The 13,753-nt window shown below is 34.8% G+C and carries 9 protein-coding genes; 4 read left to right on the top strand and 5 right to left on the bottom strand.

Annotated elements, in window-relative coordinates:
* Positions 1-6: 6 nt before the first annotated feature.
* Positions 7-927 (bottom strand): homoserine kinase, encoded by a 921-nt coding sequence (locus JC605_RS16240; RefSeq protein WP_198857192.1) that lies wholly within the window; start codon positions 925-927, stop codon positions 7-9.
* Positions 928-1,077: 150 nt separating this feature from the next.
* On the bottom strand, positions 1,078-3,525 hold the full coding sequence (gene thrA, locus JC605_RS16245) for a bifunctional aspartate kinase/homoserine dehydrogenase I (RefSeq protein ID WP_198857193.1): 2,448 nt from the start codon (positions 3,523-3,525) through the stop codon (positions 1,078-1,080).
* 644 nt (positions 3,526-4,169) lie between these two features.
* Here thrA and hutH point away from each other — a divergent pair.
* The 4 genes from hutH to JC605_RS16265 all read left to right on the top strand — a co-directional run bounded on the left by hutH (position 4,170) and on the right by JC605_RS16265 (position 8,932).
* Positions 4,170-5,684: a histidine ammonia-lyase gene (gene hutH / locus JC605_RS16250; protein ID WP_198857194.1), complete on the top strand. Its 1,515-nt coding sequence runs from the start codon at positions 4,170-4,172 to the stop codon at positions 5,682-5,684.
* Positions 5,685-5,733: 49 nt separating this feature from the next.
* Positions 5,734-6,378 (top strand): DUF47 domain-containing protein, encoded by a 645-nt coding sequence (locus JC605_RS16255; protein WP_008462731.1) that lies wholly within the window; start codon positions 5,734-5,736, stop codon positions 6,376-6,378.
* Between the two features lie 30 nt (positions 6,379-6,408).
* Positions 6,409-7,749 carry an inorganic phosphate transporter gene (locus JC605_RS16260; RefSeq protein WP_198857195.1) on the top strand — a complete coding sequence of 447 codons (1,341 nt, stop codon included), beginning with the start codon at positions 6,409-6,411 and terminating at the stop codon, positions 7,747-7,749.
* Positions 7,750-7,936: 187 nt separating this feature from the next.
* Entirely contained in the window at positions 7,937-8,932 is a 996-nt protein-coding gene (locus tag JC605_RS16265) for a WG repeat-containing protein (RefSeq protein ID WP_198857196.1), read from the top strand.
* A gap of 3 nt (positions 8,933-8,935) precedes the next feature.
* Here JC605_RS16265 and JC605_RS16270 read toward each other — a convergent pair whose 3' ends face one another.
* The 3 genes from JC605_RS16270 to JC605_RS16280 form a co-directional block, all read right to left on the bottom strand.
* The gene (locus JC605_RS16270) at positions 8,936-9,454 is read right to left on the bottom strand and encodes a DUF421 domain-containing protein (RefSeq protein ID WP_198857197.1); all 519 of its coding nucleotides are present in this window, start codon (positions 9,452-9,454) and stop codon (positions 8,936-8,938) included.
* Between the two features lie 100 nt (positions 9,455-9,554).
* On the bottom strand, positions 9,555-10,922 hold the full coding sequence (gene rimK / locus JC605_RS16275) for a 30S ribosomal protein S6--L-glutamate ligase (protein ID WP_198857198.1): 1,368 nt from the start codon (positions 10,920-10,922) through the stop codon (positions 9,555-9,557).
* 141 nt (positions 10,923-11,063) lie between these two features.
* A complete protein-coding gene (locus tag JC605_RS16280; protein ID WP_198857199.1) occupies positions 11,064-13,610 on the bottom strand; it encodes an ATP-dependent Clp protease ATP-binding subunit in 2,547 nt (848 codons plus the stop codon).
* Between the last annotated feature and the right edge of the window lie 143 nt (positions 13,611-13,753).

The following is a 13,753-nucleotide window of genomic DNA, read 5'->3' on the forward strand; positions in this document are numbered from 1 at the left end:
CACATTTTACAAAATGCGGACACCATCAGGATTTATCTTTGAAACGTGAATTTCATACGGTAAATTCATTTTTTCGTAAACGTCACTCATGGCTTTTGCGATTTGGTCAGCGGTTTCTTTTCCTCTGCTTAAAGCGAAAATTGATGGGCCAGAACCTGAAATTCCAGAACCTAAAGCGCCGTTTTCATAAGCCGTTTGTTTGATTTGATCGAAACCTGGAATTAAAACACTTCTTAAAGGCTCAACGATTTCGTCATGAAGCGAACGTCCGATTAATTCGTAATCTTTGGTGTAAAGACCTGCAACCAGTCCGCCAACATTTCCCCATTGCATAATGGCGCTTTTTAAGGAAACGTTTTGTTTTAAAACCGAACGCGCATCAGAAGTTTTCAACTCAATTTGCGGGTGAACCACAGTTGCGTATAATTCTTCTGGACTATCAATTCTGATAATATCAAGCGGCGCGTAGCTTCTTACCAAAGTAAATCCGCCTAAAAGAGCAGGAGCAACGTTGTCGGCATGCGCGTTTCCGCTGGCTAATTTCTCGCCCTGCATCGCAAACTGAACTAAATCTTTACGAGAATACGGTCTTCCCAATAATTCATTAATTCCGAAAACCGCTCCGGCAGAACTTGCAGCACTGCTTCCGATTCCGCTTCCAGCTTTTATGTTTTTATAAATTTCGATTTCAAATCCAAAATCTAGTTCGTCCAAAGTTTCTAACATTGCCAAAGCCGCAACTCCAGAAACGTTTTTCTCGGTTTCCAAAGGCAAATCGGCACCGACAATTTTAGTGATTCGAACTCCTTTTTGATCGACTTTTCGAACAATCATTTCATCGCCCGCATTGTCTAAGCAAAGTCCAAGTACGTCAAATCCGCATGAGAGGTTGGCAATAGTTGCTGGGCAAAATAGTTTAATTTCCATTTTTAAGGTTCTGAGGTTCTAAGATGCTAAGATTCTAAGGTTTCTGTAGCAACTTTTTATTTTTAGTTTCTAAGGTTTCGAGATTCTAAGAGGCTAAGATTAGTTTAAAAAAAAAACTCAGAACCTTAGCATCTTAGAACCTTAGCACCTTTAAATATTTCCTATACGAATAACGTCTGCAAAAATTCCTGATGCTGTTACTGCTGCTCCAGCTCCAGCTCCTTTGATCAATAAAGGCTGATCTACGTAACGATCTGTGTAGAAAAGCACGATATTGTCTTTTCCTTCTAAATTGTAGAAAGGATGATCTTTTGGAATGAATTGTAGACCTACGCTTGCTTTTCCATTTTCGAATTGCGCCACGTATTTCAATCTTGAATCTTTGGCTAAAGCTTCTTTATAAATATCTTCAAAATGAGCAGCGTGTTTGATTAACGATGCGAAGAAATCTTCGTTGTTCGTTGTTGCTAAACATTCTGCTGGCAGGAACGATTCGTTTGCAATGGCGTCTATATCCATTTCATAACCGCTTTCGCGAATTAGGATTAGGATTTTACGCGCTACGTCGATTCCGCTTAAGTCAATTTTTGGATCTGGTTCTGTGAATCCTTGAACTCCAGCTTCTTTTACCACATCGTGGAAAGAATTGTTTTCGTCAAAATTGTTGAAAATAAAGTTCAAACTTCCAGATAAAACCGCTTGTATTTTGTGCACTTTATCGCCAGATGCAATCAGATTTTTTACTGTATCGATAATTGGCAATCCCGCGCCAACATTCGTTTCAAACAAGAAAGGAGCATTGTATTGGCGAGATAAGCTTTTTAGTTTTTTATAGTTGTCGTAAGCAGAAGAACAAGCAATTTTATTACAAGTTACAACCGCAATACTTTCTTTTAAGAATTTCTCGTAAGCTTCAGAAACTGTCGCGTTTGCAGTGATGTCTACAAAAATACTATTGCGTAAATTCAGCTCTTTTGCCTTTTTGATAAATTCTTCAATGCTTGCTGGTTCGCCTTCGTTTAAAGTGGCATCCCAGTTTTTTAAAGAAATTCCGTCTTCGTCAAATACCATTTTTCTTGAGTTTGACAAAGCAATTACGCGAACGTTGATCTTTAAATTATCTTTTAAGAACTTTCTTTGGTTGTGAATTTGCTCGATGAATTTCTCGCCCACATTTCCAACTCCCATTACAAATAAGTTCAGCTGTTTTGTGTTTTCTTCAAAGAAGTTTTCGTGTAAAGTATTCAGTGCTTTTTTAACATCTCTTTCGTTAATTACAGTCGAGATATTTCTTTCAGAAGCACCTTGCGCAATGGCACGAATGTTTACGTTGTTTTTTCCTAAAGTGCTGAACATTCTACCGCTTAAACCTTGGTGGTTTTTCATGTTTTCACCCACAAGAGCAATAATGCAAAGATCTTTTTCTACATAACAAGGATCGATTTTGTTCTGAGAAATTTCGATTTCAAAAGCGCTGTTAATCGCTGCTTCGGCATTATCAGCATCAGAATTTAAGATTCCGATACAAATTGAATGCTCAGAAGAAGCCTGTGTAATAAAAATAACGTTGATTTTTTCTTGAGATAATACTTCAAACAAACGTCTAGAAGAACCCGCAACTCCAATCATTCCTGGGCCTTCAAGCGTTAAAAGCGAAATATGATCGATATGGCTGATTCCTTTTACAACTGTATCTTTTGATGAAATCTGATTTGAAATTAAAGTTCCTTCAGCTTCAGGCTCAAAAGTATTTTTGATTAAAATTGGAATGTTTTTTCTTAAAACTGGCTGAATTGTTGGCGGATACAACACTTTTGCACCAAAGTGCGACAATTCCATTGCTTCTTGATAAGAGATAGTGGCAATTGGCTGTGCTTGTTTTACAATTTTCGGGTTTGCAGTAAACATTCCGTTTACGTCAGTCCAGATTTCCAATTGTTCCGCATTGATTGCTCCAGCGATAATGGCTGCAGTATAATCAGATCCACCACGTCCTAAAGTCGAAGTGATTCCGTCAAGAGTCTGTGCAATAAATCCAGGTAGGATATTGATTCTCGCTTCATTCGAACCAAAATATTCCTGAATCAATTTATTTGAAACTTCGAAGTTAACGGCTGCTTTTCCGAAGTTATTATCTGTTTTAATTAATTCTCGGCTGTCTTTGTAAACCGCATCTTTACTGATTTGCTCATAGGCTTTAGCGATGATAAATGAAGAAAGCAATTCACCGAAACTTAAAATAGTATCGGCAGTTCTAGGAGATAATTCGCCAAGTAAGAAACATCCGTCTAGTAAAGTTTCTAAATGATTGATGATTCTTTTTACATGGCTTAAAAGACTACTTTGTTCGCTTACCGGAATCAGTTCTTTTAGTGTGTCAAGGTGCTTTTTCTCAATTTCAGCAACAACTTCTCTAAAGCTTTCATCGTTTGCCGCTGCTTTTGCCGCCGCCAATTGCAGTAAATCAGTTACTTTACTAAGAGCAGAAACTACTACAACGAGTTGATCCTGTTTTGCTTTTTGGTTTACAATGTCGAGAACGAGTTTTATATTTTGAGCATTGGCAACCGAAGTTCCGCCAAATTTTAATACTTTCATTTTAGTGATATTTTTTAATAAGGTGCAAAGATTTTGAGTGACAAAGGTTCAAAGATTATCGACTGTGAACTGAAACTGAAAACTGCGACTATTTTTTTTGTAAATGTTTTTTATGTATCCAATAACTCTCTTCTTTCAAGAAAAAAGTATAGGTAACCTAGGATTATATGTAAAAATGTATACCCCTAAGGGGTAGTAGTTGTTGTAGTAGTAATAATGGTAGCAGCAATTGCAACTCCTGTTTGAGCTGTAATAATTGTAGATTGATATTTTATGCTGTTACTTTTCATTTTTGATTTTTCAAAAGTACAGCTTTTTATATGAGTTAAAAACTTAAAAGGCTTTTTTACGAATATTTTAATAATTCAAATCTCTATAAATCAATATTGAGTATTTGTTAAAATTGAATATGCTAAATTGATGTTTTGATATATTTTGGATAGCTTTTTTTTGGGATTTAGTCCATGCAAATGATTGGTGTTTAACTCAAAAAGACCTTAAAAATGGGAGGTAGCTGTATATTTTGATCTGAAAAGCAATTTGGAATAGTTAAACCGCTTTTAAAGAAATCTTAATTATTGTGATAAAATGTTGCTTTTTAATATTGATTTGTTGAATTTTGGCGTTTAAAATTTACAATCATCATGAGAGAGATCCATTATATAAGTTCAGAAACGATTACTTTAGAAACATTACAAGAAATTTTAAGTCAGAATAAAATTCTTGAATTATCTGAGGAAGCTAAAGTAAATGTTCAGAAATGCCGCGATTATTTAGATAAGAAAATGGCATCGCATACTGCTCCAATTTACGGTATCAATACAGGTTTTGGGTCTTTATATAGTGTGAAAATATCTAATGAAAACTTATCTAAGCTTCAAGAAAACTTAGTAAAATCTCATGCCTGCGGAACAGGAGAGGAAGTTCCTGCCGAAATTGTGAAGATGATGCTTCTGTTGAAAATCCAATCTTTGAGTTATGGACATTCTGGGATTCAGTTAATCACATTACAGCGTTTGGTTGATTTTTACAATAATGATATTCTTCCAATAATATATACTCAAGGTTCACTTGGAGCTTCTGGAGATTTAGCTCCTTTGGCACATTTGTCTTTGCCTTTGATTGGAGAAGGAATTGTGTTATTTGAAGGAAAAAAGGTAGCTTCTGCCGAAGTTTTAAAACATTTTAACTGGGAACCAATTGTTTTACAGTCAAAAGAAGGTTTGGCTTTATTAAACGGAACTCAATTTATGAGCGCTTATGGAGCCCATATTTTAATTAAAGCTTACAAATATTCGTATTTGGCAGATTTAATCGGAACTATTTCTTTGGAAGGTTTTGATGGAAGAATTGAGCCATTTAATGAATTGATACATTATATACGTCCGCACAAAGGGCAAATCGTAACCGCACAAAGAATTACTGAATTCTTAGACGGAAGTGAAATTATCACTCAAGAAAAGAAACACGTTCAAGATCCGTATTCTTTCCGTTGTATGCCGCAGGTTCACGGAGCTTCAAAAGATGCAATTGATTATGTTAGAAAAGTATTCAAAACAGAAATCAACTCAGTTACAGATAATCCTAATATATTTATAGAAGCCGATCAGATTATTTCTGGAGGAAATTTCCACGGACAGCCTTTAGCATTAGCATTAGACTTTATGGCAATTGCATTAGCCGAATTAGGAAGTATTTCAGAAAGAAGAACCTATCAGTTAATTTCGGGACTGCGAAATCTTCCAGCATTTTTGGTTGATAATCCAGGATTAAATTCAGGTTTCATGATTCCGCAATATACTGCAGCAAGTATTGCAAGTCAAAACAAGCAATTGGCGACACCTGCAAGTATCGATAGTATTGTTTCTAGTAACGGTCAGGAAGATCACGTAAGCATGGGAGCAAACGGCGCTACAAAAGCCTTACGTATTTTAGATAATTTGGAACGTATTTTGGCAATCGAATTATTAAATGCATCTCAGGCAATTGCCTACAGAGAGCCTTTAAAATCAAGTGATTTTATCGAAATGTTCTTAAACAGCTACAGAGAAGTGGTGCCTTTGGTAAAAGAAGACAGAATCTTACATAATGACATAGAAAACACGGTGTTATTCCTTGAGAGTTTTCAAATTGAAAACGATTTGTTAACAATGGCTTAACACTGAAACGTGTTATTGAAGGTAATTTTGCGCTATCAAAAATAAAACAATGTCAATAAACAGTATTTTCCAATTTTTAGTGCCGAAAGACAAAAAATTCTTTCCACTTTTTGAAGAGGCTTCTAGCAATTTAATTGAATTAGCTTCTAACTTACACGAAGCTGTAAATTTACCATTAAAAGAAAGAGAAATTCTTTTTCAAAAGATTGACGAATTAGAACAAAAAGGAGAAGACATTACACGTCAGACTAACCTTGAGTTAAGCAGAAACTTTATTACTCCATTTGATAGAGAAGACATTCACACGTTAATTACTTCAATTGACAACGTTGCAGATTACCTTCACGGTGCATCTAGCCGTATGAGATTGTATCAAGTTGATAAGATTACAAAATCTATCAGAAAGATGACAGAAATCAACCTTGAAGCTTGTCAAAACATTGACAGTGCTGTAAAAGAGTTGAGAAACTTACAAAACTTTAAAGTTATTAAAGATGCTTGTGCTAGAATCAACAAACTAGAAAACAAGTCTGATAACGTATATAACAAAGCAGTTTTTGAAATTTTTGAAAACGAAACAGACGCTAAAAATATTATTAAATATAAAGAAGTGTTATCTGTTTTAGAATCAGCAACAGACAAATGTAAGAGTGTTGCGAACATACTAGAATCTATTTCTGTAAAACATTCTTAATTCAATTTTTCAATCTGAAGTTATAATTTTATGACGCTACTTATATTAATTATAGTATTAGCCTTAATTTTTGATTACATCAATGGTTTTCATGATGCGGCAAATGCTATAGCGACTGTTGTTGCAACAAAGGTTTTGACACCTTTTCAGGCGGTTGTCTGGGCAGCATTTTTTAACTTTCTGGCTTATTGGGTTTTTGGATTTGGTGTTGCAGATACTGTTGCCAAAACAGCGCACACAATGGAAATTAACCTTGTTGTTATCCTAGCCGGAGTAATTGCAGCAATCTGTTGGAATTTATTGACTTGGTGGTTAGGAATCCCTTCAAGTTCTTCACATACCTTAATTGGAGGTTTCGCAGGAGCAGCTGTAGCGCACGCTATTGCAGTTCACGGTTTCTCTGGTTATGTTGGAGAAGACGGAGCAACTCACTACTGGTATGAAATTGTAAGCTGGTATAAGGCCGGTAAAGATGGTGGAATGCCCTCGGGAGTCATCATTATTATTGCATTTATCGTTTTAGCTCCATTAATAGGTGCTATAGCATCTTATTTGATTTCTATTTGGCTATTAAATGCTTCACGTAAAAGTATCGGACCAAAAATATTTACTTTAGCTTTAATGCTTGCAACGATTTGGTTTGTTTACGTTCAGATGGTTTCTTATGAAGAAATTGTAGAACATGGAAAACCTCGTTTCGAATCCCATTTTTGGAGTGTAGTTTTTGATTCTCACAACATTAAATGGTTTTTAGTTGCTTTTATTATCCTGACAGTAAGTGCATTCTGTTTAATATTCAGCAGTTTAAATCTTCATCAAGCTGATGCAGCCTTAAAGAAAATGCAATTATTATCTTCTGCGGCATTTAGTTTGGGTCACGGAGGAAACGATTCTCAAAAAGTAATGGGTATTATTGCTGCTGCTGTAGCGGTATATATTAATACAAACCCTGGAGTTCACATGGATGCTTGGTTAGATGTTGTGCTTCCAAATGATGACGCAGGAATTAAAGGTATAATGCCAAGCTGGATTCCTCTAGCGTGTTATTCTGCAATTGCAGCAGGAACTTTGAGTGGTGGATGGAAAATTGTGAAAACAATGGGTTCTAAAATCACTAAAGTAAGCTCGTTTGAAGGTGTTGCAGCAGAAACTGCAGGAGCTTTGACACTTTACTTTACAGAGCACTTAAAAATTCCTGTAAGTACAACACACACTATTACAGGTTCTATTATTGGAGTTGGATTAACAAAACGTGTTTCTGCTGTTAGATGGGGAGTTACAGTAAGTTTAATCTGGGCTTGGATCTTAACTATTCCAATTTCGGCTTTATTGGCAGGTTTGGTTTATTTTATTCTAAGCGTCTTTATGTAATCTGAGAAAATGAATTTTGTAAAATGTGAAAAGTAAATCACATTTTGTTAATATAGAAAACCGATTTCAAATCTGAAATCGGTTTTTTTTGTTTTAATTTGTTTTAAAGTGAAACAATAAAAACTTTTGAAGGTTATAGATAAAACCGATTTTGCTGAGTTTTGTAAATACATTAATATTTAAAATAATGAAGAGAATAATTTTGTTGGTTTTGATGCTGATTGTAAAAACTGGTTTTGCTCAGGCAAATGACAAAACTTTTAAATATGGTTTTGTTGATCAGACAGGAAAAGAAATAGTTCCTTGCAAATACGACGGTATTGCTGCTTTTGAAAATGGGTTTGCTGTTGTTCAATTAAAAGGCAAAAGCGGGGTGGTTGATAAAACCGGGAAAGAAGTAATTCGCTGTATTTATGATGAAATAATTAATAAGCAGAATTGGGTAATTGTAAGCAATAAAAATGCTAAAACTCAATATTTAATCAAGTCTTCAGATGTTTTGCTAACTAAAAAATACGATGATGCAAAAACTTTATCTCCAGAAATTACAGCTATAAAACTAAATAATAAATGGGGTTTTATAGATGTGGTTGGAGAAGAAATAACTCCGAAATATGACGAAATAATTGACTTTGCAGATAGGTTTGCTGTCGTGAAATTAAATGGCAAATTTGGTATTGTGGATCAGATTGGGAAAGAGGTTGTTCCTCTAATTTATGATCATGTCCAAAATTTTAAAGAAGGTTTTGCAGTAGTAGAATCTAATAATAAGTTTGGAGTAATTAGTGAAGAAGGGAAGATTGTAGTTGCTGTTAAGTACGATATGAATTTTTATTTTAAGGATAACGTATCAATCGTAAAACAGGAAAATAAATATGGCATTTTGGATAACGACGGAGAAGAAATCGTTTCATTAAAATACGATTTTATGGTTTTAAATGATGACTTAATTCAAGTGAAAATAGGCAATAAATACGGATTGATTGATAAAACAGGAAAAGAAATTGCTCCAATTAAATATGATGCAATTGAATCGTTTAAAGACGGAATAGCTGTGATAAAGTTAGACGGGAAATATGGTTTTATTGATAAAGAGGGAAAAGAAATCGTGGTGCCAAAATATGAAAAAGCAGATGATTTTAAAGAGGGTTTAGGTGTTGTTAGAATTCAAGTCGGAAAATAAAAATCAAAACTTTTGAAGGTTTTTATGATTGTGTTTTCGCTTGTAATGCGTCTGTTTAAGCTGTTTCTGATCTTTCGAAATGATGCTTATAGTTCCGTCAATCTCAAGCATAGCAAGTTTAATGTCTGTTAGATGTTCTAAACCGTGTTCGCGAGCGGCTTCTTTTAGTTCTTCGTGCGAAACATCTAATCTGCTCAAAGTTTTAAAATCTAATATGCCATCGTGAATTAAGATTTCAGGTTTGTCCAATAGCAAATCGCCAAGAGTTTTGAATCTCTTTGTTAATTTCTTAATAGCAAAGTTGATCGAAAACAAAACCAGTGCAGCAACCAATCCTCCTATTAAACTTGTATCTGGACCAACCATCGCATTTTGAACGGAGTTGCTTATTAATAAGATAAGGATAATATCGGCAGTGTTTAATTGCGAAAGTTCTTTTTTGCCAAAAACGCGAAGCGCAATTGTCATAAAGAAATAAACAGCAACACTTCTGATAATAATATCTAAATAAGGAAAAGTCATGTTTTTTATTTTAAAGTTAAATAAAAAAGCTTTGCCAAAGGTTTAAACTTTGACAAAGCTGCTAAATTATTTATGAAGAATTAAGTTTAAATGAACTTAATTATAGTTTGAAATTTTTCTCAATAGCTCTAATCATCTCTCCAGCTACATCTTTGTTGGTTGCACCTTCAATTCCTTCAAGACCTGGAGAAGAGTTTACTTCAAGTAATAATGGTCCTTTAGAAGATCGGATAATATCAACACCAGCAACTTTTAAATCCATTGCTTTTGCCGCTTTAATTGCAATCTTTTTTTCTTCGGCAGTTACTTTTATGACAGATGCAGTTCCGCCCAAATGAATGTTTGCTCTAAATTCACCTGGCATTGCTTCACGCTGAATTGCGGCAACCACTTTTCCGTCGATTACAAAACAACGAATATCTTTTCCGTTAGCTTCCTTAATGAATTCTTGAACTAAGATATTAGCATTTAAACTTTTAAAAGCGTTGATAACACTTTCTGCGGCTTTTTTGGTTTCGGCCAAAACAACCCCTTTTCCTTGTGTTCCTTCCAATAATTTTACAATTAAAGGTGATCCGCCAACCATTTTGATTAAGTTGTCTGTATCAAGTGGAGAATTGGCAAAACCAGTAGTTGGAATATCGATTCCGCTATTTAAAAGCAATTGTAAAGAATATAATTTATCTCTGGATTGTGTGATCGCTGTTGATGAATTTAAAACAAAGACTTTCAAAGCCTCAAACTGACGTGTTAAAGCGCAGCCGTAAAAGGTGATACTCGGACGAATTCTTGGAATAATAGCATCAAATTCATTTAAGATTGTTCCGCCTCTGTAGTGGATTTCAGGTTTTTTGGCATCCAATTTCATGTAACATTCCTTGATGTTTAGGAAATGCATTTCGTGACCGCGCATTTCGCCGGCTTCCATAATTCTTTTATTGCTGTATAATTCAGGATTGCTGGCTAAAAGACCAATTCGCAAGCCGGTTTTTGCTTTTTCAGAATTTTGATATAATTCTTTTAAAGATTCTGCCGTAGGCTGTCCTAAAAGGTATTTTTGTTCTGGATCGACTAAAACTCTTCCGCTCATAGCTTCACGGCCCAAAAGCATTCTAAAGCCCATAGAATCACGATTAGTCAAGGTCATTTCAATTGGCCATTTTGTATCGCCAATTTTTAGACTAGTTTGAATAACATAACGGTGTTCTCTAAAACCACTTGAGCTTTTAACGATCCTTTTGTCTACCAGTGGCGCTTCGCAGTGAATAACGGTTTTAATATTATTCTGAATTGGATTAATATCAAATTTAACCCAATTGGCATCATTTTTTATAAAAGGAGCTATGTTTAAAGCGTGCATTGCCGAAGTTTTGGCGCCAGAATCTACACGAGCCTTAATTGTCGGGATTCCTAATTCTGGAAATGCGCACCATTCTTCGCTACCTAAAATGACTTTGTTTTGAAGCATATTTTGTTTTTTTATTATAGAATTTAAATTCAAAAATAGCTATTTGCTTTTACTAAAGATAGTGATTTTTAATAAAAAAAATACCCGTTAAGTTATGAAAACGTAACGGGCATGTTATAGGTGTTATAATTTTTGACTAATTTATTGATTAGTCGGTTCTTCTGCTTTGTGAATTTCGACTGATAATTCTTGAGAATCATCTTTTAAATCCATCATGATTTCATCGCCAGAATGAATTTTAGAGGTGATGATTTCTTCTGCTAACAAATCTTCGACATATTTCTGAATTGCTCTTTTTAAAGGACGCGCTCCAAATTGTTTGTCGAAACCTTTTTCGGCAATAAATGCTTTTGCTTTGTCGGTTAAGCTTAATTTGTAACCTAACTCTGCAATACGAGAATAAAGTTTTTTCAATTCGATTTCGATAATCAAATCAATATCAGCTTTTTCTAATGCATTAAATACAATTACGTCATCAATTCTGTTTAAGAACTCAGGAGCAAAAGTTTTTTTCAAAGCATTTTCGATAATGCTTTTCGAATTTTCGTCGGCTTGTGCTGTTCTTGCAGCAGTACCGAATCCAACACCTTGTCCGAAATCTTTTAGCTGACGTGCACCAACGTTAGATGTCATGATAATGATAGTGTTTTTAAAGTCAATTTTACGACCTAAACTATCTGTCAAATATCCGTCATCTAAAACTTGAAGCATCATATTGAATACATCTGGATGCGCTTTTTCGATCTCATCTAAAAGAACAACACAATATGGTTTTCTACGAACTTTTTCAGTCAATTGACCTCCTTCTTCGTATCCAACATATCCTGGAGGCGCTCCAACTAAACGAGATATTGCAAATTTCTCCATGTATTCGCTCATATCGATACGAACTAAAGCATCTTCAGAATCAAATAATTCTTTAGCTAAAACTTTAGCCAATTGCGTTTTACCAACCCCAGTTTGACCTAAGAAAATGAACGAACCAATTGGTTTGTTTGGATCTTTAAGTCCAGCTCTGTTACGTTGAATAGAACGTGCAATTTTAAGAACGGCTTCATTTTGACCAATTACTTTATTCTGAATCAATTCAGGCAATTGAGCCAATTTGTTACTTTCTGTTTGTGCAATTCTGTTTACAGGAATTCCAGTCATCATAGAAACAACATCGGCTACATTATCTTCTGTAACTTCAATTCTGTTGTTTTTAGAATCTTCTTCCCATTGTTCTTGTGCTAAAGCAAGATCTTTTTCGATACGTTTTTCGTCATCGCGAAGTTTGGCAGCCTCTTCGTATTTTTGTTTTTTAACTACCATATTTTTCATTTCGCGAACTTCTTCCAGTTGACGCTCTAAATCCAAAATTTGTTTCGGAACATCAATGTTGGTAATGTGTACGCGAGATCCAGCTTCGTCAAGAGCATCAATAGCTTTGTCTGGTAAGAAACGCTCAGACATATAGCGATCTGTAAGTTTAACACAAGCTTCAATAGCTTCTGGTGTATATGTTACATTGTGGTGATCTTCGTATTTGTCTTTTACGTTATTCAAAATAGCGATTGTTTCTTCAACAGAAGTTGGCTCAACAATTACTTTTTGAAAACGTCTTTCTAATGCGCCATCTTTCTCAATATATTGTCTGTATTCGTCTAGAGTAGTAGCACCAATACATTGAATTTCGCCTCTTGCTAAAGCAGGTTTGAACATATTTGAAGCGTCAAGCGAACCTGTTGCTCCACCAGCACCTACGATAGTATGGATTTCATCAATAAAAAGAATAATGTCGTCATTTTTCTCAAGTTCGTTCATCACGGCTTTCATTCTTTCCTCAAATTGTCCTCTGTATTTTGTTCCAGCAACTAAACTTGCTAAATCAAGAGTTACAACACGTTTATTGAAAAGAATACGAGATACTTTCTTTTGAATAATACGTAAAGCAAGTCCTTCTGCAATAGCAGATTTACCAACTCCAGGTTCTCCAATAAGAAGCGGATTGTTCTTTTTTCTACGGCTTAAAATTTGCGATACACGCTCAATTTCTTTTTCTCGTCCTACAACAGGGTCTAATTTTCCTTCCTCAGCCATTTCTGTTAAATCTCTCCCAAAATTGTCTAGAACTGGGGTTTTAGATTTTTTGTTTGACTTATTGGCGGGATTATTAAAACTGCTTTCTTTTAGACTGTCATCTTGTCCTGAATCATCATTATATGATTCGTTTCTTGGCAAGTTTTCTAAGAATTCTTCTTCGTTTGGAGTCATATTTAAGTACTGTTCTTTAGCTACGTCATAATCTATTTTTAGTTTATTCAATAGCTTGGTTGTTGGATCGTTTTCGTTTCTCAAGATACATAACAGCAAATGTGCCGTGCTAATCGATGAACTTTGAAATACTTTTGCTTCAAGAAAAGTGGTCTTCAGGGCTCTTTCGGCCTGTCGGGTAAGATGAAGGTTTTTCTTTTCTGCATTTACTTCAACGCTCAGGTTGGCAGGGCTAAGTACTTCTACTTTTCTGCGTAAATGATCTAAATCGACAGCTAGGTTATTAAGTATATGAATAGCTTTTCCGTTACCATCTCTTAAAATACCTAGCATAAGATGTTCAGTACCAATAAAGTCGTGCCCTAGACGAAGAGCTTCTTCCTTACTGTACGTAATTACATCTTTTACTCTTGGTGAAAAATTATCATCCATAATATATAATTGGTATTGTAAATTTAGTGAATTACTGTTTTAAAAACAAAAACCGTACCTTCTAGAACTACTGTCAGCTAATAGACGAAAAAAAAGATAATAAAAGAGTTAAAAAACGCTTAATTTATTAACTAAAAGCCAAA

The organism is Flavobacterium sp. IB48 (assembly GCF_016405855.1).
Classification (GTDB): domain Bacteria; phylum Bacteroidota; class Bacteroidia; order Flavobacteriales; family Flavobacteriaceae; genus Flavobacterium; species Flavobacterium ginsengisoli.

Coding starts and splice junctions, on each gene's coding strand:
- JC605_RS16240 (WP_198857192.1), bottom strand. CDS start 927: ATGGAAATTAAACTATTTTGCCCAGCAACTATTGCCAACCTCTCATGC.
- thrA (WP_198857193.1), bottom strand. CDS start 3,525: ATGAAAGTATTAAAATTTGGCGGAACTTCGGTTGCCAATGCTCAAAAT.
- hutH (WP_198857194.1), top strand. CDS start 4,170: ATGAGAGAGATCCATTATATAAGTTCAGAAACGATTACTTTAGAAACA.
- JC605_RS16255 (WP_008462731.1), top strand. CDS start 5,734: ATGTCAATAAACAGTATTTTCCAATTTTTAGTGCCGAAAGACAAAAAA.
- JC605_RS16260 (WP_198857195.1), top strand. CDS start 6,409: ATGACGCTACTTATATTAATTATAGTATTAGCCTTAATTTTTGATTAC.
- JC605_RS16265 (WP_198857196.1), top strand. CDS start 7,937: ATGAAGAGAATAATTTTGTTGGTTTTGATGCTGATTGTAAAAACTGGT.
- JC605_RS16270 (WP_198857197.1), bottom strand. CDS start 9,454: ATGACTTTTCCTTATTTAGATATTATTATCAGAAGTGTTGCTGTTTAT.
- rimK (WP_198857198.1), bottom strand. CDS start 10,922: ATGCTTCAAAACAAAGTCATTTTAGGTAGCGAAGAATGGTGCGCATTT.
- JC605_RS16280 (WP_198857199.1), bottom strand. CDS start 13,610: ATGGATGATAATTTTTCACCAAGAGTAAAAGATGTAATTACGTACAGT.